This is a genomic window from Herbaspirillum sp. Sphag64 (assembly GCF_014192645.1).
GTDB lineage: Bacteria > Pseudomonadota > Gammaproteobacteria > Burkholderiales > Burkholderiaceae_D > Herbaspirillum.
In genome coordinates, this window is record NZ_JACHYE010000004.1 from 240,206 (window position 1) to 262,074 (window position 21,869).

Annotated in this window: 19 protein-coding genes; 15 read left to right on the forward strand and 4 right to left on the reverse strand. The window is 53.7% G+C overall.

Annotation, left to right across the window (positions count from 1 at the left end; genetic code table 11):
- The first annotated feature begins 57 nt into the window (after window positions 1-57).
- The 3 genes from FHW66_RS09785 (at window position 58) to FHW66_RS09795 (ending at window position 4,735) form a co-directional block, all read left to right on the forward strand.
- Window positions 58-1,632, forward strand: a complete 1,575-nt coding sequence (locus FHW66_RS09785; RefSeq protein ID WP_183379587.1) for a methyl-accepting chemotaxis protein — start codon at window positions 58-60, stop codon at window positions 1,630-1,632.
- A gap of 65 nt (window positions 1,633-1,697) precedes the next feature.
- A complete protein-coding gene (locus FHW66_RS09790) occupies window positions 1,698-3,089 on the forward strand; it encodes a lyase family protein (protein WP_183379588.1) in 1,392 nt (463 codons plus the stop codon).
- A 356-nt stretch (window positions 3,090-3,445) separates the two neighbouring features.
- Window positions 3,446-4,735 (forward strand): MFS transporter, encoded by a 1,290-nt coding sequence (locus tag FHW66_RS09795; protein WP_370543441.1) that lies wholly within the window; start codon window positions 3,446-3,448, stop codon window positions 4,733-4,735.
- Window positions 4,736-4,770: 35 nt separating this feature from the next.
- On the opposite strand, the gene FHW66_RS09800 is transcribed toward FHW66_RS09795, so the two are convergent.
- Window positions 4,771-5,670 (reverse strand): LysR substrate-binding domain-containing protein, encoded by a 900-nt coding sequence (locus FHW66_RS09800; RefSeq protein ID WP_183379589.1) that lies wholly within the window; start codon window positions 5,668-5,670, stop codon window positions 4,771-4,773.
- A gap of 192 nt (window positions 5,671-5,862) precedes the next feature.
- On the opposite strand from FHW66_RS09800, the gene FHW66_RS09805 reads away from it, so the two are divergent.
- Window positions 5,863-7,584 (forward strand): IlvD/Edd family dehydratase, encoded by a 1,722-nt coding sequence (locus FHW66_RS09805; protein ID WP_183379590.1) that lies wholly within the window; start codon window positions 5,863-5,865, stop codon window positions 7,582-7,584.
- Between the two features lie 182 nt (window positions 7,585-7,766).
- Here FHW66_RS09805 and FHW66_RS09810 read toward each other — a convergent pair whose 3' ends face one another.
- Both FHW66_RS09810 and FHW66_RS09815 read right to left on the reverse strand, forming a co-directional pair.
- A complete protein-coding gene (locus tag FHW66_RS09810; protein WP_183379591.1) occupies window positions 7,767-8,396 on the reverse strand; it encodes an FMN-dependent NADH-azoreductase in 630 nt (209 codons plus the stop codon).
- Window positions 8,393-8,764: a GNAT family N-acetyltransferase gene (locus tag FHW66_RS09815; protein ID WP_370543439.1), complete on the reverse strand. Its 372-nt coding sequence runs from the start codon at window positions 8,762-8,764 to the stop codon at window positions 8,393-8,395. Before FHW66_RS09815 ends, FHW66_RS09810 begins: the two co-directional genes overlap by 4 nt.
- Window positions 8,765-8,964: 200 nt before the next feature.
- Here FHW66_RS09815 and FHW66_RS09820 point away from each other — a divergent pair, with 200 nt between their 5' ends.
- Window positions 8,965-10,440, forward strand: coding sequence for a PLP-dependent aminotransferase family protein (locus tag FHW66_RS09820; RefSeq protein ID WP_183379593.1), 1,476 nt, complete (start codon window positions 8,965-8,967; stop codon window positions 10,438-10,440).
- A gap of 55 nt (window positions 10,441-10,495) precedes the next feature.
- On the opposite strand, the gene FHW66_RS09825 is transcribed toward FHW66_RS09820, so the two are convergent.
- Window positions 10,496-11,422 (reverse strand): LysR family transcriptional regulator, encoded by a 927-nt coding sequence (locus FHW66_RS09825; RefSeq protein WP_183379594.1) that lies wholly within the window; start codon window positions 11,420-11,422, stop codon window positions 10,496-10,498.
- A 111-nt stretch (window positions 11,423-11,533) separates the two neighbouring features.
- Between FHW66_RS09825 and FHW66_RS09830 the strand changes: the two genes are divergently transcribed.
- The 10 genes from FHW66_RS09830 (at window position 11,534) to FHW66_RS09875 (ending at window position 21,838) form a co-directional block, all read left to right on the forward strand.
- Entirely contained in the window at window positions 11,534-11,866 is a 333-nt protein-coding gene (locus tag FHW66_RS09830) for a hypothetical protein (protein ID WP_183379595.1), read from the forward strand.
- A gap of 78 nt (window positions 11,867-11,944) precedes the next feature.
- Window positions 11,945-12,817 carry an alpha/beta hydrolase-fold protein gene (locus FHW66_RS09835; RefSeq protein WP_255458898.1) on the forward strand — a complete coding sequence of 291 codons (873 nt, stop codon included), beginning with the start codon at window positions 11,945-11,947 and terminating at the stop codon, window positions 12,815-12,817.
- Window positions 12,818-12,901: 84 nt separating this feature from the next.
- Window positions 12,902-14,224 carry a CitMHS family transporter gene (locus tag FHW66_RS09840; protein ID WP_183379597.1) on the forward strand — a complete coding sequence of 441 codons (1,323 nt, stop codon included), beginning with the start codon at window positions 12,902-12,904 and terminating at the stop codon, window positions 14,222-14,224.
- 96 nt (window positions 14,225-14,320) lie between these two features.
- Entirely contained in the window at window positions 14,321-15,412 is a 1,092-nt protein-coding gene (locus FHW66_RS09845) for a porin (RefSeq protein WP_183379598.1), read from the forward strand.
- 66 nt (window positions 15,413-15,478) lie between these two features.
- Window positions 15,479-17,287 (forward strand): methyl-accepting chemotaxis protein, encoded by a 1,809-nt coding sequence (locus FHW66_RS09850; RefSeq protein WP_183379599.1) that lies wholly within the window; start codon window positions 15,479-15,481, stop codon window positions 17,285-17,287.
- 116 nt (window positions 17,288-17,403) lie between these two features.
- Window positions 17,404-18,525: a GlxA family transcriptional regulator gene (locus tag FHW66_RS09855; protein ID WP_183379600.1), complete on the forward strand. Its 1,122-nt coding sequence runs from the start codon at window positions 17,404-17,406 to the stop codon at window positions 18,523-18,525.
- Between the two features lie 208 nt (window positions 18,526-18,733).
- Window positions 18,734-19,597, forward strand: a complete 864-nt coding sequence (locus FHW66_RS09860; protein ID WP_183379601.1) for an ABC transporter substrate-binding protein — start codon at window positions 18,734-18,736, stop codon at window positions 19,595-19,597.
- 104 nt (window positions 19,598-19,701) lie between these two features.
- Window positions 19,702-20,499 (forward strand): amino acid ABC transporter ATP-binding protein, encoded by a 798-nt coding sequence (locus FHW66_RS09865; RefSeq protein ID WP_304607809.1) that lies wholly within the window; start codon window positions 19,702-19,704, stop codon window positions 20,497-20,499.
- The gene (locus tag FHW66_RS09870; RefSeq protein WP_183379602.1) at window positions 20,496-21,155 is read left to right on the forward strand and encodes an amino acid ABC transporter permease; all 660 of its coding nucleotides are present in this window, start codon (window positions 20,496-20,498) and stop codon (window positions 21,153-21,155) included. Before FHW66_RS09865 ends, FHW66_RS09870 begins: the two co-directional genes overlap by 4 nt.
- On the forward strand, window positions 21,155-21,838 hold the full coding sequence (locus FHW66_RS09875; RefSeq protein WP_183379603.1) for an amino acid ABC transporter permease: 684 nt from the start codon (window positions 21,155-21,157) through the stop codon (window positions 21,836-21,838). The genes FHW66_RS09870 and FHW66_RS09875 overlap by 1 nt, the downstream gene beginning before the upstream one ends.
- Window positions 21,839-21,869 lie beyond the last annotated feature (31 nt).

Consider the following 21,869-nt stretch of genomic DNA (forward strand, 5'->3'; position numbering starts at 1 on the left):
CTAACTCTTTCGGATATGGCGCTTCTTTTCATCGTGAGCGCCTCAGTGAGGCAGAAAATGTTGTCAAGAATATCGATCAAAGCACGCATCACCGGCGCCATTTCTACGCTGGTATTACTGCTGATCGTCGTCGGTGTGATCGGTCAGATATCCAATCGGGCAGGTGAAGTGGCCTTGCATGAAACCTATTCCGTTCAACTGGCTTCGGCACTGGCGATCGGTGAATCCAAGTACAACCTTACCGTTGCCCGCATCGCCATTGATCGAGCCTTGCTGCATCCCGAATCAGGTGACATCAAGGCACTGGTCGACAAGACCAGAGATTACCTGAAGGTGTCCGACAAGGCCTGGCGTCGTTATCTGGAGTTGCCCAAGTCCGCAGAAGAGAGCGTTATCGCTGACGATGTGACAAGCAAACGCAACACCTTCATTCAACAGGCGATAGAGCCCACGTTGGCCGCATTGTTGAGCAAGGACACGGTATCGGCTGACAAGATCACCATGCAGATTGCTCCGCCTCTGGCGTTGGCGTTCACCAAAGGGGGAACCCAACTTGATCAGTATCTTCTCAGGCATGGTCAGGAAAATTATGATGGTTTCAGTAGCGAGTTTCGCACCGTGGGTTTCATCTCCATCGGCATGATCGTCCTCGGCATTGTCGTCGGAGTGCTTTGTGGATGGGGTTTGCAGCGCGCCATTGCGCGTCCTCTGAATCAGGCATTGTTGCATTTTTCAGCGATCGCAGCAGGAGATCTGAGCCGGCATATTTCCATCCAGTCCCAAGATGAAATGGGAAAATTGATGAGCGGTCTGAAAGACATGCGAGATGGATTGCGTGCCACTGTCACTACCGTGCGCCAGTCGACCGATTCGATGGCAACGGCGACAAGTCAGATTGCATCAGGCAATGCTGATCTCTCTCAGCGCACGGAAGCGCAGGCCGCCTCGCTGGAGCAGACCGCTGCCAGCATGGAAGAATTGACCGGTACTGTGCGACAGAATTCGGAGAGCGCGCGTCAGGCAAACACCATCGCCAGCGAGGCCGAATCGATTGCTATGCGCGGTGGAGAAGTGACCGATAAGGTAGTGCATACCATGCGCGACATACAAAGCAGTTCAAACCAGATGTCGGCCATCATCAGCGTGATTGACGGCATTGCATTTCAGACCAATATTCTTGCGCTCAACGCTGCCGTCGAAGCTGCACGCGCCGGCGAGCAAGGACGGGGCTTCGCAGTGGTCGCCAGCGAAGTGCGAGGCCTGGCGCAACGTTCTGCCATCGCGGCCAAAGAGATCAAGCAGCTCATTGACGCATCGGTTGATAAAGTCGACAGCGGTACTTTGCTGGTGGAGCAGGCTGGTGTCACCATGCAGGAAGTCACCGATGCCGTGCGCAAAGTAAGCGCCATCATTCGCGAAATTTCACTCGCCTCCGATGAACAAAAAGACGGCATCGATCAGATCAATAAGGCGGTAGCGCAAATGGATGGAGTCACCCAGCAGAATGCCGCACTGGTGGAGGAGGCGGCGGCAGCAGCAATGTCGCTACAAGAGCAGGCGCGGACGTTGCAAGGGGCGGTTGCGAAGTTTCAATACAACAGCGCTGACGGCTTGTCTGTTTTCTCTCGCTAAATCATTGCACTGTCGTCCTGTTGAGTGGATGCATCGTCATTGTATTGAATTGCACTGGATTGAACATGATCAAGTCACGTATCGAATATGACGCTTTTGGCCCTGTCGACGTTCCGGCCGATAAATATTGGGGCGCGCAGACACAGCGCGCGTTGGCCGTATTTGAGGTTGGTGAAGAACGTTTTCCCGCCTGTCTGTTGCATGCATTCGGATTGCAAAAAATGGCCGCAGCACGTGCCAACCAGCGCTGCGGTGTGCTTGAGGCCACGATCGCGAATGCCATCATCAGCGCCGCAAGTGAGTTACGGGAGGGGCGCTACGATGAGCACTTTCCGCTCACGATATGGCAGACCGGTTCGGGCACGCAAACCAATATGAATGCCAACGAAGTGATCGCTAATCGGGCTAATGTGTTGTTGGGACAGCCCTTGGGCACGAAATCGCCAGTTCACCCCAATGATCATGTCAATGCCTCGCAATCTTCCAATGACAGCTTTCCGACAGTGATGCATCTGGTTACCTTACTGGAGTTGGAGGAGCGGCTCAAGCCTGCGCTGGCATTGTTGCGCGATAGCCTGCAAGAGCGTGCGACTGCTTTCGCCGATGTGTTGAAGATCGCACGCACGCATCTCATGGATGCCGTTCCCATGACGATGGGACAGAGTTTCGACGCATTTTCTCATCAGATCGGTCATGCGATTGATCGTTTGGATGCGACCATGTCACGCCTGTTGTCTTTGCCGCAAGGTGGTACGGCAGCTGGGACTGGGTTGAATGCTCCCCCCAATTTTGATCACCTTTTTTGTGAAGAAATCAGTGCCCTGACCGATCACTGTTTTTCTCCCAATCCATCCAAGTTCGAGGGAATGGCATCGCATGACGCACTGGTCGAAGTATCCGGTGCACTCAATGTGCTGGCGACGTCATTGATCAAGATTGCCAACGACATTCGCTGGCTCGGTTCCGGGCCACGTTGTGGTCTCGGTGAATTAAAAATTCCTGACGACGGCCTTACCAGCTCGATCATGCCCGGCAAACGTAATCCGACCATTGCAGAAGTATTGGCACAGGCCTGCATGCAAGTGATGGGCAACCACGCGACGATCACCATCGCCAACGCCTCCGGCAATTTTGAATTGAACGTTGCCAAACCGGTATTAATTAACAATCTGTTGCAGTCGATTCGTGTGATAGCGGATGCCGCACGCGTGTTTGCACGGCGACTGGTGCAGGGACTGGAAGTAGATGCGGTGCGGCTGGTAGCGAATATCGACAATGCGCTACTGCAAGTGACCGCGCTGAATCCGATTCTCGGTTACGACAAGGTCGCACAGATTACCGCGAAGGCACTGGCAGAGGGCATCACGCCCCGCGCGGCGACCTTGTCGCTGGGTTTGCTCGATGCAGCCACTTATGACCGTGAGGTGAGTGCGGCGAAGCTGGCCGGGTTGAATTAGTCTTGCTTCGTCTAGATGTTACTTTGCAGCTGTTGCTGTTTTGCTAGCAGCTAGCATTTCTCCCTATGCTAGCTTATTACTAAGCTTTAGAGTCCGTCAGCGTAGAGAAGGCAGTGTGAACGCTTATCTTCGTTACCAGACATCCCTCCTGCATCTACAAACCAAAAACATTTTTTGGTCTGAACCTGATACTAGCTGCTGTATTGAAAACCGTGTATCAGTGACACTACTGCGCTCAGATACCGGTTTCTAATTATTCCAATACATAACACGCGGAGACAGATGTGAATTCCATCAATCAGGAAAGGGTGCTCGTCGACAAAGTCGGCGACGATGTCAGGGACGTTGCCGTCCATATCGATCCGGAAGTTACTGCTGATACTGCTGGTGCCGTCTACAAGCGCATTGCAATACGTTTCATCCCGTTGCTGTTCGCCTGCTATGTCATGGCCTACCTTGATCGCGTCAACGTCGGCTTTGCCAAGCTGCAGATGCTCAATGATCTGCAATTCAGCGAAGCAATCTACGGACTGGGTGCAGGCGTATTTTTCATTGGCTATTTTCTCTTTGAAGTGCCCAGCAATCTTTTGCTGCATAAGCTCGGTGCACGTCGTTGGATCGCTCGTATCATGATCACATGGTCCCTGCTGTCCATGTGCACAGCCTGGGTATCCAGCCCTTTGCAGTTCTATGTCATACGCTTTTTGCTGGGGATTGCGGAGGCGGGTTTTTACCCAGGAATGCTGCTCTTTCTGACCTATTGGTTTCCTGCACATCGCCGTGGGCGCATGGTCGCCTTGCTGACTGCGGGTAATCCCGTGTCGGGTATGTTGGGTGGGCCGTTATCCGGATTTTTGATGAGTTCCATGGCGGGCGTCATGGGCATGCATGGCTGGCAGTGGCTGTTTATTCTCGAAGCCATTCCCGGTGTTTTACTCGGGTTCATGGTGTTGCGCCATCTGAATGATCGCGTCGCTGATGCCGCATGGTTGAGCGCGGAAGAACGGGCGATGGTTCAACGTGATATTGATCTCGACAATAAGGTCAAGACCCATGGATCGGTCACCGATGTATTTAGATCTGGTCGCGTCTGGTTACTGGCATTGATTTTGTTCTGCATCATCATGGGTTCGTATGCACTGAGTTTCTGGCAGCCGACAATCATCAAGGGGACCGGTATTACGGATCCGAAGCTGATTGGCTTATTGACGATCATCCCCTATACCGCAGCACTGGTGACGATGATCTTGATGGGGCGCAGCGCTGACAGGCATCGCGAGCGTCGTTGGCATGTCATCGTCCCGGCACTTTTTGCAGCTTGCGGATTCGTTGTATGTGCCAACAGCGTACACAGCTCGATGCTATCGATGACTGGATTGACGATGGTCGCGATGGGCGTAGTCAGTGCATTGCCGATGTTCTGGGCGTTACCGACCTCGTTTCTTGGCGGGGCCGGTGCCGCCGCCGGCATCGCGCTGATTAATGCAACGGCCAACCTCGCTGGCTTCATCAGTCCCACTGCTATTGGTGCACTCAAGGCGCTCACCGGTACGCTATCTTCAGGCTTGTATCTGGTGGCCGTGAGTTTGACCTTGGCGGCTCTATTGATCTGGGCCTGCATTCCAAGTCGCCTCGTGAATCGTTAGTACTTAGTCGCTGCCGGCGACTTATGTCGCTGGCACTACTTACGCGGCTTACGTTTGTTGCTCTTCGTGCGAAAGACCTCTTCAGCGTGTTCCAGAAACAGTTCAGCGAGATGAGAGTGAGGGCTTTGTACGCCCCAGATAAATCCAATTCGTCGGACGGGTGCCTGCCGGGGCAAGGATACGCGAGCAATCGACAGTCCTCCCGACCATAGTGCCGACCAGTCGGGTAGCAGCGACACGCCAAGTCCATGGTCGACCATGACCGCAATTGACATCAGTCCGTTAATTTCAAGGCGCTGATGTGGGCGAATACCGTGATCCCGCAAGTAGCGATCAGCGAGCTGGCCGCCCCAGACGGAGCGGTCATAGCGAATGAATGGTTGGGTACGTAACAAATCATGCGGATCGCGATCGGCCAGATCAAGAGGGGCGACAACCACGAGTGGCTCGTCCATCAGTGGAGACCACTCGCAGGTTTTTGGAATGGCAAATTGGGGTTCGACGACCACTGCTGCATCGAGTTCGCCGGAGGCTACCATGCGGCACAGTTCGATCGATGCGTTGGATACGACTGACACCGAAAGATCGGGGTGTTGGGCATAGAGTGTGCGCAATACAGGCGGTAGTACGGTGGTCAGTGCCGAGACAAAGGTGCCCAAGCGTAATTCCCCGACTGGCAAGCCCTTGATCGCCATCGCACGCAGGTCGCGCTCTTCGCGCAACATGCTGCGCGCGCTATCGAGAATGTTGAGCCCAACCGCAGTTGGCTTTACCGACCGCCCGGAGCGCTTCAGCAGTGGCGTGCCTAATTCTTCTTCGAGCGCTCTCACTCTGGCGGCGAGCGCGGCAGAAGTCAGGTCCAGACGTCGTGCAGCCTCAGCGATGGAGCCGCATTCCACGGTGGTGACGAAGCTTTGTATATATCGGATGTCCATTTTTCGATAGTAAAAAATATTTTCTTTTTAAGCAAGCAATGCCAAATTGTTTTTCGTAATGAAAGTGCTCAGAATCAACATCCGTACCCTGACGAGGAACAGAACGTTCATCGCGGGTTTTAACAATAATGGCATCCAGTGATCAGCCGATACCTGCCGGCTATGGTGACCATGCAGCGAGGAGAAAGATAGATGAAACCCCAACAAAAAGGTTTAAAAAAGGGACTGACCAACTACGGAGATCAAGGCTTTTCGCTGTTTCTCCGGAAAGCTTTCATCAAGGGCGCTGGCTACACCGACAAGGCGCTGGAGCGTCCGGTGGTCGGCATTGTCAATACTGGTAGCAGCTACAATCCCTGCCATGGCAATGCACCCCAGCTGATCGAAGCGGTCAAGCGAGGCGTGATGCTGGCCGGCGGTTTGCCGATGGACTTTCCCACTATCTCGATCCACGAAAGTTTCTCCGCACCGACCAGCATGTACCTGCGCAATCTGATGTCCATGGACACCGAGGAAATGGTCCGTGCACAACCGATGGATGCAGTGGTACTCATTGGTGGATGCGACAAGACTGTGCCGGCGCAACTCATGGGCGCGGCCTCAGCAGGTATCCCTTCGATTCAGCTCATTACCGGTTCCATGCTGACCGGGAGTCACCGCAGCGAACGCGTAGGCGCATGCACTGATTGCCGGCGCTATTGGGGTAAATACCGTGCTGAAGAAATTGATGCTGAAGAAATTTCAGAGGTCAACAATCAACTGGTTGCCAGTGTCGGTACTTGTTCCGTCATGGGCACTGCCAGCACCATGGCTTGCATTGCCGAAGCCCTGGGCATGACGGTACCTGGCGGTGCTTCCCCACCGGCCGTGACCGCAGATCGTATCCGCATCGCGGAAGAAACCGGTGCGCAGGCGGTACAGATGGCGCGTGACGGGTTGACGATCGATAAAATCCTGACGCCTGCGGCGTTCGAAAACGCCATGCGGGTCTTGCTGGCCATCGGTGGCTCGACCAATGGCATTGTGCATCTCACTGCGATCGCTGGCCGTATGGGGCTGGAAATCGATCTTGAAGCACTTGATCGCATGGGGCGTGAGACGCCAGTATTGCTGGACTTGAAGCCTTCAGGTCAACACTACATGGAAGATTTTCACCACGCAGGTGGTATGGCGACCTTGCTGCATGAGCTCAAGCCGTTGCTACGCCTTGACGCCTTAACAGTCACCGGACGCACCTTGGGTGAGGAAATCGAACTTGCCGGAAAGCCCTTTCCACAAGACGTCATTCGGCCCGCCAGCAACCCGATTTTTCCACAAGGTGGTATCGCGGTGTTACGTGGGAATCTGGCACCCGGTGGTGCGATCATTAAACAGTCTGCCGCCAACGCGCAACTGATGGAGCATGAAGGACGTGCGGTAGTCTTTGAGAATATCGAAGACATGGCTAACCGGATCGACAGTGACGAACTGGACGTCACGGAGCGCGATATCCTGGTACTCAAAAACATCGGTCCCAAGGGGGCGCCAGGTATGCCGGAGGCTGGTTACATTCCCATTCCGCGCAAACTTGCACGCGCTGGTGTCAAAGACATTGTGCGCATTTCAGATGGCCGCATGAGCGGTACTGCGTTCGGCACAATCGTGTTGCATGTCACACCTGAGTCCGCGATTGGCGGTCCGTTGGCATACGTGCGCAGCGGCGATCTGATCCGTTTGAGTGTAAAGCAGCGAGAGGTTACCTTGCTGGTATCCGACGAGGAATTGGCGCGACGTACGCAAGAAAAACCGGTGGTGATTCCTACTGCTGAACGTGGGTATGCGAAGCTGTTTTTGGATACAGTGACGCAGGCTGATCAGGGGGTGGATTTTGATTTCCTGCGCGCGGCAAAGATGGTGGGCAAGACGCCGGAATAATTTGCCCCCTACCGTTCAACCTGGACATTGCTGATATGGGGCCAAGATCACTTACCTGGTCCGGTATCGTTGTTTGCCCTCGTTATTCCCATTCTCGTTTGCTGTTGCGCTCATGAGACCCTGGTGCCCAATAAAAGCCAGCCCTCTGCAGAGTGCTGGCTTTTATTCTGGGTGTCGTAATCTCAACCACACTGAGATGCTGTCGGTTTCAAGAATTCCGCAGCACGCGTCGCTACTACCTCTAGAGGTGACGCTTCTCGTGCCAGTCCGGTCACCGGAATGAAGGTGATATCGGTCAGTCCAATGACACCAAGAATCGCTCGCAGGTAAGGCCGAAAGAAATCTGGTTGGCCGCAATGTTCTGCAAACATGCTACCGCCGGAAGTGACGGCAACGAAGACAGGGCGGTCAGGCAGTAAGCCATGTTTGCCGGTCTCGGTGGTCACGAATGTCACATCCTTACGAACCACCAGGTCAATCCAGTTCTTTAACACTGCTGGCACAGTAAAATTATGTACCGGGGTGGAAATCCAGAGTACGTCGGCGTTCTTGAGCTCTTCAATGAGCGTATCGGAGCCTGTCAATACCGCGCCATATTGCTCCTTGGCCTGCGTGACGGGAATCAGCAGGGAATCAGCGTAATCGGCAGAAATTGGCTCTGGCGGTGTAACGCCGAGGCGTCGATAGGTGGTTGTCACGGGCTGTCCAAAATAGTCAGCCAGTTTGGGTAACAAGAGTTTGGTCAGATGGCGGCTGGTCGCATTGCCGCCGCGCGGGCTGCAATCGATGACCAGAGTGCGAAGTGTTTTCATGACAAGTTCATAGTGAAGTGAAGTCCAAGCGCCAACAAGCCTGCGCGGAAATAGAAGCGTTGCGCCAGCGAATTGGATAGCGCAGTATCGAGTACGAGTCGGTCACATTGCTGATCGCGGCCGATGTCGCATAATGCTTCGATAAGCCGCTCACCGTGTCCGTGTCCACGCTCATCACTAGCGGTAACCAGGTCGTCAACGTAAATGAAACGTCCATGAATCAGGTTGTCGAGCTGACGATAACCGGCCAGTGCGACCGGCCGCTCTTGACGCCACAGCCCAAGCAAGCGGTAGCCTTGACGCTGCTGAATTGATAGATGTTGGCTGAGTTCGTCGGCGCTCTTTAACTTTGGGCGCAACTGTTGCATGACGGTAAAACAGGCTGTGATGTCAGCTTCTGTTTCCGCGTGTCTAAGTGTTAAATTATTTACCATGGAGTAGAAGAAGGTCGATGAAATTTCGAATTAACATACGATCTGGTCCATTGCGTTATATGCAGGACAAGACGCGAGTATCGGAGATCCCTGATGAAGACAACAGGCACATGTTTTGTCATTTCGACTAGTCCATGAGCAAGATAAGCAAAGATCAATCGACCACCAGCGGGAATCTGCATGCGCAAATCTACAGCCGCCTCCGCAACATGATTGAACAAGGGCAGTTAAAGGCCGGACAGCGCGTGTCGTCGTTGCGGACGATGGCCGTTGAGCTGGGGGTTGCCCGCGGTACGGTTCAGGTCGCCTACGATCGTCTGATTGGCGAGGGCTATTTGGTTGCGCGCGGCCCGGCAGGTACCTTTGTCGCTGCCGCGCAGCTTGCGCAACAGGCCCGACAACACCATGCACTCCATGCCACAGACCCCCGACCCGCGAGCGGCGTGGATGTTCTTGCTGCGCGGGAAGTGAAAATTGACTTTGGTGGTGCAGTACCGGCGGCACTGCAGCTCGGTTTGCCTGCCTTGGATGCATTCCCTCGCAAGTTGTGGCAAAGGCTGATGGCACGTCAGATTGCGCATTCGCACGCGTTGACCAATCCATCACCGATGGGGTATGCGCCGCTGCGTAGCGCATTGATCAGTTACCTTGGCGCGTCCCGTGGCATTGAGGCGACGCCTGCACAATTATTCATTATCCCTTCGTATAGGGCCGGGCTGGCGCTGACCATCAATGCGCTGGCGCTCAACGCCGGTGAAGCCGGTCTCAGCGGTAGCCAGGCATGGATAGAAAATCCCGGCTATCCACCGACAGCAAGAGTACTGCAACAACTGGGTGTGCAGCCGTGTTGCATACCGGTTGACGATCAAGGATTGGATGTCGCTTATGCGCAGCAGCACTACCAGGAAGCAAAGCTCGCCATCGTGACGCCATCGCATCAAAGTCCGACCGGTGTCGCGCTCAGCTTGTCGCGCCGTCGGTCGCTTCTGGAGTGGGCTGCACAGCAGAGGGGCTGGATTGTAGAAGACGACTACGACAGTGAGTATCGATACCGCGGGCATCCCTTGCCCGCACTCAAAAGTCTGGATGATGCCGAGCGTGTAATTTATTGTGGCACGTTAAGTAAGGTCATGTTTCCCGGGTTGCGACTGGCTTATGTGGTGGTGCCACCAAGCTTGGTCGAGGCGTTTACCATCGCTGCCAATCATGCCGTCTATGGCGGTTGCCCAGAGCTGCAGCAAGCTGCCGTCACAGAATTTATCGTGGATGGCTATTTCTCTCGTCACATCAAGCGTATGAGAGCGTTGTACGCAAGCCGCCGCGAATTTTTGGTGGAAGCATTAACGCCTTACGAGGCGCACGGCTTCAAGGTACGCCTGCATGATGGTGGCATGCACCTGTTGCTGGATATCCCTGCCGGACAAGATGATCGGCTCATGGCGCAAGCTGCCCAGGCAGCCGGTTTTGGTATTCAGGCATTGTCCGTATGGACCAAAGGTGATGCGCGTCATCACGCCTTGATGGTGGGCTTTACCAACGTTGATTCACTTGCAGAAGCCGAGCGGCAAGTGGTAAGGCTGATGCAGGTGCTGACCGGTAATACTTTCTAGAGTATCTTCTGGGCGACTATCGACATAGTTCCTTGTCTTCAAATCAGATCAAGATTCAAGCCGTCGTTGCATACTGGAATAATGCCTCTCGCAGTAAATTCCACATGACTTCCGCAGGTTTGGAAAGTGGTGTGTCATGGCGACGGATCAATCCAATTTTTCTGGCAATACCGGGCTTATCCAGTGCCATTGTTGTCAATCCCCATTCTTCACAGGCAACCAGTGCCAGACGCGGCATCACGGCCACCGTGTTGCCGGCGCGAAGAAGACCGAGCATCGCTGTCAGGTTCTCGACCTCGTCAAACCAAGGGACGTTTACATCATGTTTTTTCAGCGTCTGGTCGATTTGCTGTCTGTTCGCGCTAGATATTCCTAGTCCGGCCAAACGGATGCGGGTGTCGCCGAGCTTGCTCAGATCATTCCAATTCAATGCCCTACGGCGCGCAGGAAGAAGCGCTCTGGGCAAGACCAGCACATAAGGATCTTCAATGACCTCTTCGGACAATATGTCGGCATGAAGCTCCGTGATGGTATTGACACCAAAGGTCACACTGCGTGAAAGCACATTATCGAGAACACGCTTGCCTGTGTCGTCGTACAGATGCAATCGGACATTGGGAAACTGTTCGCGAAAGCGAGGCAGTGTTTGCGGCACAATCGAAAATGCGGCAGTACTGATTGCAGAAACTGTCAGCGTCCCACCTAAGCCTAATCCCTGCTGCACGCTGTCGCGCACTGAATAATCAAGCGCCGCGATGAGCGGAATGGCTAATGCATATAAATTCCTTCCTGCATCAGTCAACACAACGGAGCGCGTGCTCCGATTCAACAGTCGTGTGTCGAGTCCTTCTTCCAACGCCGCAATTCGACGACTTACCGCCGAGCTCGAAAGATTCAACTTCTTGGCTGCATCGTGAAAGCTTCCTCGGTGGGCTACTTCAAGAAAAGCGCGTAACTCCGCTAGATCGTAATTGATGCTCATAACGCAATAATTAATGAGAAAGTTGCGATTGTACGCACCAATTGCCGACTATACAATCCGTTCAAATCAATCCACTTAAATCCACGCAAGCGACCCCTTCACCAGACTGTCATGCCTATCCTGAACGTGATTATTTCATCCGAAAAACTACCCTCAAAAGCCGCCATGGCAGAGTTTGTTGCGCGCGCAGCGCAGATATGCCAAACCACATTGAACGCAGATGCCGACAAGATACAGATTCAGTTGCTATCGACAATGACCTCATCTCATGGTCGCGATATCTATCTCGAATTGCGTTATCGTGAATCAGCCAAACGTGATGCGTCGGTCATGAGCCGCTATATGGAGCAAATGGAGGAGGCCGTAGTGTCTCTGCTGGGGCTCTCTCATCCACGTATTCGTTGCTTTCCTCAAAAAAGCGAACAGCTTTTCGCGAGGAATTAAATGGCTTTTCACTTAAAAAATATTCTCAGTTTCCATATTGGCAGCCGCAATGTTTCTCTCCATGGGAGACCAACTGAGATGCGTAGGCTAGCCCAAGGTGGAACGCCTAGAGCGATTGATCCCAACGGCGACTACCAGTCCGGGCAAATGTATGTTCAGGGATATCTGCAGGCACACCCTGTGCATCCGTATCCAGTGATCTTGTGGCACGGTGGTGGAATGACTGGTGTCAATTGGGAGACAACGCCGGATGGCAGGCCCGGCTGGCTCCACTACTTTCTGGAGGGGGGCTTCGATGTGTATGTCTGTGACGCCGTTGAACGTGGTCGGGCAGGATGGAATGCCTTCCCCGATATTTATACAGACACACCGTTGTTCCGCACCAAGAATGAAGCGTGGGATATGTTTCGTCTCGGCACGAGAGAGGGCTATCACACCGATCCCGCGCAGCGCGTCAGTTATCAGGAGATGTTGTTTCCGCTCGACTACTTCGATCAGTTTGCCTGCCAGTGGGTGCCCCGCTGGGCTGATCACGAGGTATTGACCATGAATGCCTATCGATCTCTCCTTGAGAAAACAGGTCCGGCGATCATCATCGGCCATAGTCAGGGAGGTGGGTTTGCATTGAAGGCTGCGGCAGAACTTCCGCATCTGGTGCGGGCAACCGTTGCCCTGGAACCATCTGGGGCGCCAGAAACAGCCGCATTGACGATTAATCCGCATGCGCACCTGATCATGTGGGGTGATCACATTACGGAGCATCCGATCTGGTCTCGCTACAAAAATACGGTAGACGCTTATGTTGCTTCACTGCGTGGATGTCAAGTGCACGTTGATGTGATAGACCTTCCAGACGAGGGTATTCGAGGCAATACCCATTTTCTGATGATGGACAGTAACGCAGAGTTTTTGGCACGACGCACGATTTCCTGGCTGAGCGGTGTGTATTAACCAGGTTCGTTTGCTGCATCGGTATTGCTAGCTGTGCGGTGGGACGGCTTCACCGTAATTACAAAAATATTTGGGGACATGGATATGTCGTGGCTTGCTGTATTGACGGTATTAATCACATTGTTGCTGCTGATGAGCGGGCGTGCTTCGCCACTGTTTACGTTCATTGCGGTACCACTGAGCGCCGCAGTGATCGCTGGATTTTCCATTGATCAGATACTTGGATTTGTGTCCCACGGGATGTCAATCGTTGCGCCGATTGTTGCACTGTTCATCTTTGCGATCCTGTTTTTCAGCACCATGAATGAACAGGGCCTCTTTGATCCCCTGGTGAACTGGGTAGTTCGCTTTGCCGGTAGTAGTCCTTCGTTGGTCATGATTGCTACCGTCGTTGTCGCCGCGATCTGTCATCTTGATGGTGCGGGTGCAACAACCTATGTCATTACCATCACCGCGTTTCTGCCGATCTATCGACGCATTGGTATCAATACACTTCATCTCCCAATGCTCACCGGGATGAGTGCAGGGATCATGAATATGCTTCCCTGGACTGCTGCGACCCTACGTGCTGCGAGTGTGATCAAGATGGATCCAGTTGCGTTGTGGCGTCCGCTGGCGATACCTCAGGCTGTCGGGATATTGATCGTCGTCTGTATTGCTTGGTGGATCGGCAAACGGGAGACGCTGCACCCTATTGAGGCCACCACTCCTGTAACGATCACCGCGGTGGCAGCTGAAGTGGACGAAGCAAACAAAACAGGCAAAACTGCATCAGCCAAAAAAATGATTGGCTGGCGCTATTTCTTTAACTTCAGCCTGACATTGGCAGTCATTCTCACATTACTGTTCTTTCCCTACATCCCGAGTGTCTTGGTATTTATGGTTGGGCTGGCCTTGTCTCTGCTAGTCAACTATCGCTCTGCTGGCGCGCAGATGGTGATGGTGAAGCGTCATTCTGCTGAAGCATTATTGCTGGCCACCGTATTGTTGTGTGCAGGAGTCTTTCTCGGCGTTATCACCAAAAGTGGCATGCTGGATCAACTCTCACTTCAACTGGTTGCTGTCTTGCCTGCTTCGGCAGCACGTTATCTGCACTTATATCTCGGCGTATTGGCGACACCAATAGGTATGGGTGTAGGGTCTGACTCCTATTACTTCGGCATTCTTCCTCTCCTGGTAAAGGTCATGGCGCCATTCGGTATTAGCCCTGAGACAGTGGCACGCGCAATGATGATCGGCGAAAACGTTGGCTTCGCGATCAGTCCAATGATCGCAAGTGCTTACCTGGCGGCGGGATTGGCAGAGGTCGACTTCGGACATCATATCCGACATGCATTTCTTAGAACATGGCTGGTCGCGCTCGCGGTTCTACTTGTGAGTGTTTTATGCGGTGCCGTCCAGATTTGAATCAATCCCACCTTGGTTAACGCCAGGGCAATCCAATCACCGATCTATTTTCGCTACGTGTGCGAGGCACAGGTGTATCTATAACCAGGAGATGAAATGAAACATAAAATAGTTCTTCCCACACTTTGCCTGCTTGCAGGCGCAGCGCATGCTGATAGCTCTCTTACCTTGTACGGTATTACTGACCTCGGTATCCGCTACAGCAATGGTATCAATGCGAGTAATGCCGCCATTCCAGCACAATCCGTTTTGTCGATCGGCAGTGGCATTGATTACACCAGCCGTTGGGGCGTAAAAGGGCTCGAAGATCTCGGGTCCGGGTTGGCAGTCTTGTTTCAGTTAGAAGGCGGCTTTCTTGCCGACACTGGCGCGACAGCAAAATCCGATAAATTATTTGACCGTCTCTCTTATGTCGGCATGCAATCCGGCCTCGGGACGCTGACCATCGGTCGCCAAGCCACGATCCTGGCTGATGCCCTGTCCACAGTTGATCCGCTGGGTATGCGTGACGCCAGCTTCAATCCGAACATCACAATGACCGCCTTGAGCAATACTGCTTTTGGTACCCATTCACTGGGCACACAATATGGCACCAGCGGCTACAACGATAGCTACTACCGGCTGGACAATATGCTCAAATACAGCACGACAAACGGGCCGCTCACCACACGGCTGACGTATTCGGCTGGCGAGGTGGCCGGCAGCACCGAGGCACTGTCGACGATCGGTGGAGGATTGTCTTACGAGAATGGGCCATTGGCAATTTCTGGCGCCTTCATGAACTTTCGCAATAATGCCAATCTGGGGCTGGATGCCTACACCATCGGCGCGGCCTACAACATGGGTTCCTTTACCCTTAAAGCTAATTATGGCTACAACGTCGCCAATACCGGCAACAACACCCAAACCAAGGCGCGTATTACCTCGGCTGGGGTCACTTATGCCATTAATTCCGCGCTATTGCTGACCACTGCCTATTATCAGGTAACGCGAAACAGTACTGGATATATTCAAGACGGCTTTGATCGTGCCTTTGAATTCCTGGAATATTCACTCTCCAAACAAACATCCGTTTATCTCGAAGCTGACTATACCAAGTGGAAGGGAAATGCCGCTGGAGTGACGGGGAAGTCGACCAATGATTCACGTGGTGTCGGGGTGACGCTGGGCATGATGTACAAGTTCTAACACCTTGCGCATGCTGATGGCAGTTTTCTGGTTCTGATTCCCCGCGATAGGCGGTTGGAGGTTGATATGTCGTTCTCGATCCGTTCTAAAATCCTGCTCATCATGACGAGCACGGTGATCTTTTCACTGGCCTTAACAAGCAGCGCGATTTATATCTTGGTGCGTTTGGATAGTCAAAAAGCGATTCATCAGAATCTGGAGTCGATAACGACAGCAAACGCGCTTGCTGTCGGTGAGTGGAGCGCAGCCAAGGCAACTGCCGTGGCTGCGATTGCGGAAGAGCTTGAACCAGGGGACCCGCGAATGCTGGTCAAGAGTTTGATGAAATCAGGGGGATTTTCCGTTGTCGCCGCCGGCTGGAAAGACAAGTCGTATACGTCCACCACACCCGGTTTGCCCAAGGACTTTGATCCCACCACACGTCTTTGGTACCAAGAGAGCCTGCGCAATCAGGTATCCCAGATCACCAAACCTTATCGATCTGCAACTGGCGTCATTCTGGTCTCATTTACCTCTCCGATAATGCGTGAAGGCAGAGCTGATGGGGCTCTCGGTGGTGGCGTATCGCTGGACAAGGTCAGTAAAGTCGTCGCTTCGATACATCCGACGCCATCCAGTATTGGTTTCGTCGTTGATCGTGACGGGCTCATCATTGCCCATCCTGATGAAAAACAGCTTCTCAAGTCTGTTAGCGCGCTGGTGCCGGCGCTGACGCCATCGACATTAGCATCCATGGCGGCAACCAGTCAGTTGCTGGAAGCCGACCTGGAGGGCAAAGGCAAACTAATACGGATACGTTCAATTCCGGGAACAGACTGGCTATTGATTGTGTCGCTTGATCGTTACGAAGCGAGTGCAGGTATGCGCAGTGTGCTGAGAGCATCCATCATCGCTGTGCTGGTATTGGCAACGGCAGCAAGTTTGCTCAGTATGTTGTTAACTGCACGTTCATTCCGTCGGCTTTCCGAGGCACGCAATGCAATGGAAGAAATCAGCTCAGGAACTGGCGATTTGACGCGCCGACTCCCGGTGACAGGACGCGACGAGGTCACGCAGATAGCGTTATCGTTCAACACCTTCGTCGAGAAAATTGCCGGCGTGATGAAGCAGATTCGTGAAGGTAGCGCCCAGGTATCGATGGCAACGAATGACATTGAATCGGGAAACCGTGATCTGTCTATGCGTACAGAAATCGCAGCAGGCAATTTGCAGGAAACTTCCGCCTCGCTGGAGCAACTCACAGGCGCGGTCGGTAACTCAGCCGACGCTTCCACGCAAGTTGCCAGGCTTGCCAAAATTGCCAGCGAACGGGCACTTTCAGGTCAGCAGGTCATGCTGGGTGTTGTTGCAACTATGAATGAGATTGGCAAGTCCTCCGACAATATCGTCAATATCATCAGTGTGATTGACGGGATTGCATTCCAGACCAATATCCTTGCACTGAACGCCTCGGTTGAAGCGGCCCGGGCTGGGGAAAACGGTCGTGGCTTCGCAGTCGTCGCCAATGAAGTGCGCAATCTCGCTCAGCGTAGTGCCGTTGCCGCCAAGGAAATCAAAGAATTGATCACCGTCTCGGAGTCAAGCGTCGCCTCTGGTAGTGAGCGGGTAAAGGAAGCGGGGCGCAGCATGGCAGAGATTGTTGACGTGGTTCATCAGGTCTCCAAGATCATCGATGAGATCAATGTATCCATGCGTGAACAAAGTCAGGGTATTAGTCAGATCAACCTGGCCGTCGCGGAGATGGATCATTCCACCCAGCAAAATGCGGCATTGGTTGAGCAGGCCGCAGCCGCCTCGGTGACACTCAAAAGTGAGGCAGCCAGATTGAACGACATGGTTGCCTTGTTCCGGCTGGAGCATGAGCAGTTACCGTGACAAGCTGCTGCGAGGCAGTATCATCGTATTGCACTGGGTGCGCTTATACTCATGATCTAGTACCTTTCAATGCCGTCCTAAATCTGAATAAGCTCTAGTCCCAGCCCTATCCGACCATGCGCGCATCCGTCAATCCCGACAGCCAGTTTCATGATGCTGTTGAGCCAGTTGAGTCTGAGATATCGTCAGGCAATGAGATCATCGACCGCCTTGATCGCAGTCCCGCGGTCAAATCACGCAAGCGCAATAGCACGGACAACAATGCTGAGCTCAGTATTGGTTTTCTGCTGTGGCCGCGCTTCCCACTGTTCTCGCTAGCTGGCTTTTGCGACGCCTTGCGTCATGCTGCCGATGTCGGCGATCAAAGCCGTCCATTGCGATGCTCCTGGAAGATCGTTGGTGTCGAGCATGAGCAGGTTATCGCCAGCTGCGGCATCCCGGTTTCCGTCCAGGAATCCTTGTCCGCGCCTGAACAGTTTGACTATCTGGTTGTCATCGGCGGCTTGTTATCGCATATGGAGCAGGTCGATAAACGTTACTGGCAATACCTGCATCAAGTCGCTGAGGCAGGTATTCCGATCATCGGTATGTGCACCGGCAGTTTCATTCTGGCGCAGGCAGGTTTGCTTGACGACCGCGTCGCCTGTGTGCACGCCTTCCATTTTGATGACTACCGTCGAATGTTCCCTGCCTTGCGAGTGATTACCAATGCGGACTACCTGATCGATGGCGACCGTATAACCTGCGCCGGTGGTGTCTCCGTGATCGAACTGGCCGCGCAATTGATTCATCTGCATTGCGGCCCTGATCGCGCCTCCAAGGTCATTTATCAGATGACAGTGACGCGTCATGGTGGGCGACCTTTTGTGGAACGTCGCAAGGCGCTAGGATATTTCACACTCAACGATGTCAGCATTCGCCATTGCGTCATGCTAATGGAAGAAAATCTGGAAGCCCCGCTCACCATCGCCACGTTGGCCGAACTGGTTGGCGTCAGTGTGCGCCAGCTGGGGCGCAAATTTCAGGATGAGCTGGATATTGCACCGCAGGAGTTTTATCGTCTGATGCGTTTGCGCTATGCACGCTGGCTACTGCTCACAACGGATAAGGCAATCACTGCCATTGCCTATGAATGCGGCTTTGCCGATGCTTCGCATTTCATCCGTGGCTTCAAACAAGTTTATGGCGTTCCACCAGCCAAGCTGCGCAGCGCCGTCAGCGACCACACTTCCGAATAATCCCCTCACTGTTCGCTGCCAGAGACCACCACGCCTGACGTAGCGGTCCGTTTTTCATTTTTATGCAAGCAACTCTCATGAGAAGTTTGGATGTCCTAAACGTTCTATTTTTTTGCGATAAGGTGCAATTCCCAGAGCGTTCCCCTGACATAAAGTTGATCCCGTCATGGAAGATTCCATGCGGTCAAATTCATCCAGGGAGGGTTCAATGAAGATCAAGTTCACAAGTAGACTGATGGTCTGTATGCTCAGTTGTGCAGCCATGGCGGTGGCTTCAGCACAGACGGCCAACACTATCGACGCCGGCACGCTGGGCATTGCCTTCACCGGCGATATGCCTGGCACCGGTTACCAGGACGGGAAGATGGTTGGATTCGATGGCGAAGTGCTGCAGCAAAGTGCCGATGCCCTGAAGTTGAAGATCCGCCCGGCTTTGATGGAGTGGTCTGCCACCATCGCCTCGGTGCAATCGAAACGGGTCGACATCATGGGGGGCACCATGGGCTGGACTGAGCAGCGCTCCCGGATCATGCTGCTGACCGATCCTATCATGTATTTCAAGAATGGCATCACGCAAACTGCCGGCACTAACTGGACACGGCTATCCGATCTGGAAAACAAAAAGGTGGGCACCATCACCGGCTTTTCCTTTATTCCTGAACTACGCAAGATCTCCGGTCTGCAACTGTCCCTTTACGATACTTCAGACGCCGCTGTGCGCGACCTGATTGCTGGCCGTATTGATGCGGTCATCGGCGATCCGCCAGTCATGCAATACGCGATCTCGCGCAATCCGCAATGGAAGCTGCATTTCAATGCCTTCAGTGACAACAATCCTGACTATCCCTTGCTGACCGGTCTGGGGCAGGTGGTGTTCGGCATCAACAAGGATAACCCCTCGTTGCTGCAAGCCGTCAACGGCGAAATCGCCAAGTTATGGAAGAGCTGCGAGTTGAAGAAAATCGGCGCACGCTACGGCCTCACGCAGGATGTCTGGTACAAGCCGGACGGCAAGAATTTCCGTGCCGGCGTTGACCGACCTGCCAACTGGTCCTTGCCAACCTGCCAATAAGCGCCGCCTGACATCCGTCATCGCGATCACAATCACAATAAAAGTCAGGTGTCCGCGCGCCCTGTGTGGGCGGATACCGGCAAGATCTCCATGAGTTCACTATCATGAACATGCCACTGTTGCGGGTCGATAACCTGCACAAGCAATACGGAAATGTGGAAATCCTCAAAGGTATTTCCTTCGACCTGATGCGACGGGAGACAGTTGCCATCATCGGTCCTAGCGGCTCCGGTAAATCGACCTGCCTGCGCTGCATCAATTATCTGGAACTGCCGAGCATCGGTCACATTTATCTTGAGCAAGAAATCATCGGTGAAAAGAAGCTGCGTGACGGTAGCCTGCGTCGTATGAATGACACCGAACTGGCACCACAACGTCAGGAAATTGCCATGGTGTTTCAGCTTTTTTATCTCTGGCCTCATCTCACGGTACGTGACAATGTCGCCATCGGCCCGATGAAGGTACGTGGCCTGTCACGTGAACAAGCATACGAACTGGCTGATGCCATGCTCGACAAAGTACAAATGCGTCACAAGGCAGATGCCTATCCCGATCGCCTCTCCGGTGGACAGCAGCAACGCGTGGCCATCGCCCGGGCACTCGCGCAGCAGCCCAAGGTGATCCTGTTCGATGAGCCCACTTCCGCACTTGATCCTGAACTTGTTGGCGAGGTTCTCAATGTGATCAAAACGCTGGCGCAGGAAGATCGCTCCATGATTCTGGTCACGCATGAAATCCGCTTTGCCCGCGAAGTTGCCGATCGCGTGATTTTCATGGATGGTGGCAAGATCATCGAGCAGGGTACGCCACAGCAGGTGATTGACCATCCCCAACATGAGCGCACTCGCTGCTTTCTCGGACAACTCGAGAGCGGCTACGATCTGCAGGGAGCTACGGTATGAATGAGCTTGTCAGCATACGGCTGCTACACATTCTGCCGCTACTCATCTCCGGCGCATGGACCGCCTTGCAGATAGCCGTGGGGGCGTTTGTGGTTGCTGGTATCGGCGGCCTGCTCGTAGGTACTGCCGCCACCTTCGCCCGATCACGCTGGCTCAAGTGGTTGATCTCTGCCTATGGTGAATGGTTGCGCAATGTCCCCGCACTGGCACACGTGTTTATTCTGTACTTCGGCTTACCGGCCGTGGGCATCCGGCTGGGCGCCATGAGCGCCGCCATCATCGGTCTTGGTATGATCGGGACAGCCGTCTTGGCAGACGTGTTTCAGGCAGGGTTTCGTTCACTACACGTTGGACAGAGCGAGGCAGCGCTGGCAATCGGCATGACGCCGTTCCAGAACTGGCGCTACATCATGCTGCCGCAAGTGTTGCGCAACACGCTCGGGCCGCTCAGCAACTACGCGGCACAACTGGTAAAGGACACTTCGATAGCCTCGGCTATTGCCGCACCGGAAATCATGTTCTTTGCGCGCAATCTGGTGACATCGACCTTCGATACCTCACTGATCTACCTCGCGGTAATCCTGATTTATATCGTGATGATCTTGCCTATCGGTGCAGGTGTATTACGGCATGAACGTCGTTGGAGGAGGGTGTGATGCTTGAATTTATGTTGCACTATCAAGACTACCTGGCCGATTGGATGCCACGTCTCATGGCAGGTGTCAGGACAACCGCAGCGCTATCGATACTGGGTTTCTTGCTTGCCTTACTACTCGGAAGCTTACTTGCTGCGGCGCTGATGAACCGACGTCGCTGGGTTCGGTCTCCTGCCATGGCATTGGTCCAGGTGATGCGGGCAATTCCTTTACTGGCGCTGTTGTTATCACTTTATTTCGGCTTGCCACCGCTGGGGATTACCTTGCGTGGCTTCGATGCTGGCGTACTGGGATTGGGGCTGATCGGAAGCGCCTACATTGCTGAAATCGTACGTGGCAGCCTTACTGCCCTGCATCACGGGCAGCGTGAGGCAGCGCTTGCAACCGGGATGACACCGCGTGCGGCAATGCTGCACATTCTGCTACCGCAAGCGGCACGCAGCATGTTGCCACCGCTGATGATCACCTTCGTTTCGCTCCTCAAGGATACCTCCTTATGTGCGCTCATTGCCACTGATGAGTTGATGCTAGCGGCAAAGGCGATTGCTTCGGAATCATTTCTGCCACTACAGATTTTCATCCTGGCTGGTCTGTTTTATTTCGCCGTGGCGTGGCCGTTGTCGATGCTGGCACGGCTGCTGGAAAAGCGTCTGCGTCGTGATCTGCGCCGCGTCGGTAATTAAACAATGTCGAGACCTCCCATGAATCGGATCA

What these genes read in the sequence shown, in the direction of transcription:
- FHW66_RS09810 (WP_183379591.1), bottom strand. Translation starts at nt 8,396, where the DNA reads ATGAAAACACTTCGCACTCTGGTCATCGATTGCAGCCCGCGCGGCGGC.
- FHW66_RS09875 (WP_183379603.1), top strand. Translation starts at nt 21,155, where the DNA reads ATGCTTGAATTTATGTTGCACTATCAAGACTACCTGGCCGATTGGATG.
- FHW66_RS09800 (WP_183379589.1), bottom strand. Translation starts at nt 5,670, where the DNA reads ATGGACATCCGATATATACAAAGCTTCGTCACCACCGTGGAATGCGGC.
- FHW66_RS09825 (WP_183379594.1), bottom strand. Translation starts at nt 11,422, where the DNA reads ATGAGCATCAATTACGATCTAGCGGAGTTACGCGCTTTTCTTGAAGTA.
- FHW66_RS09840 (WP_183379597.1), top strand. Translation starts at nt 12,902, where the DNA reads ATGTCGTGGCTTGCTGTATTGACGGTATTAATCACATTGTTGCTGCTG.
- FHW66_RS09835 (WP_255458898.1), top strand. Translation starts at nt 11,945, where the DNA reads ATGCGTAGGCTAGCCCAAGGTGGAACGCCTAGAGCGATTGATCCCAAC.
- FHW66_RS09845 (WP_183379598.1), top strand. Translation starts at nt 14,321, where the DNA reads ATGAAACATAAAATAGTTCTTCCCACACTTTGCCTGCTTGCAGGCGCA.
- FHW66_RS09865 (WP_304607809.1), top strand. Translation starts at nt 19,702, where the DNA reads ATGAACATGCCACTGTTGCGGGTCGATAACCTGCACAAGCAATACGGA.
- FHW66_RS09850 (WP_183379599.1), top strand. Translation starts at nt 15,479, where the DNA reads ATGTCGTTCTCGATCCGTTCTAAAATCCTGCTCATCATGACGAGCACG.
- FHW66_RS09860 (WP_183379601.1), top strand. Translation starts at nt 18,734, where the DNA reads ATGAAGATCAAGTTCACAAGTAGACTGATGGTCTGTATGCTCAGTTGT.
- FHW66_RS09805 (WP_183379590.1), top strand. Translation starts at nt 5,863, where the DNA reads ATGAAACCCCAACAAAAAGGTTTAAAAAAGGGACTGACCAACTACGGA.
- FHW66_RS09855 (WP_183379600.1), top strand. Translation starts at nt 17,404, where the DNA reads ATGCGCGCATCCGTCAATCCCGACAGCCAGTTTCATGATGCTGTTGAG.
- FHW66_RS09870 (WP_183379602.1), top strand. Translation starts at nt 20,496, where the DNA reads ATGAATGAGCTTGTCAGCATACGGCTGCTACACATTCTGCCGCTACTC.
- FHW66_RS09790 (WP_183379588.1), top strand. Translation starts at nt 1,698, where the DNA reads ATGATCAAGTCACGTATCGAATATGACGCTTTTGGCCCTGTCGACGTT.
- FHW66_RS09815 (WP_370543439.1), bottom strand. Translation starts at nt 8,764, where the DNA reads ATGCAACAGTTGCGCCCAAAGTTAAAGAGCGCCGACGAACTCAGCCAA.
- FHW66_RS09785 (WP_183379587.1), top strand. Translation starts at nt 58, where the DNA reads ATGTTGTCAAGAATATCGATCAAAGCACGCATCACCGGCGCCATTTCT.
- FHW66_RS09820 (WP_183379593.1), top strand. Translation starts at nt 8,965, where the DNA reads ATGAGCAAGATAAGCAAAGATCAATCGACCACCAGCGGGAATCTGCAT.
- FHW66_RS09830 (WP_183379595.1), top strand. Translation starts at nt 11,534, where the DNA reads ATGCCTATCCTGAACGTGATTATTTCATCCGAAAAACTACCCTCAAAA.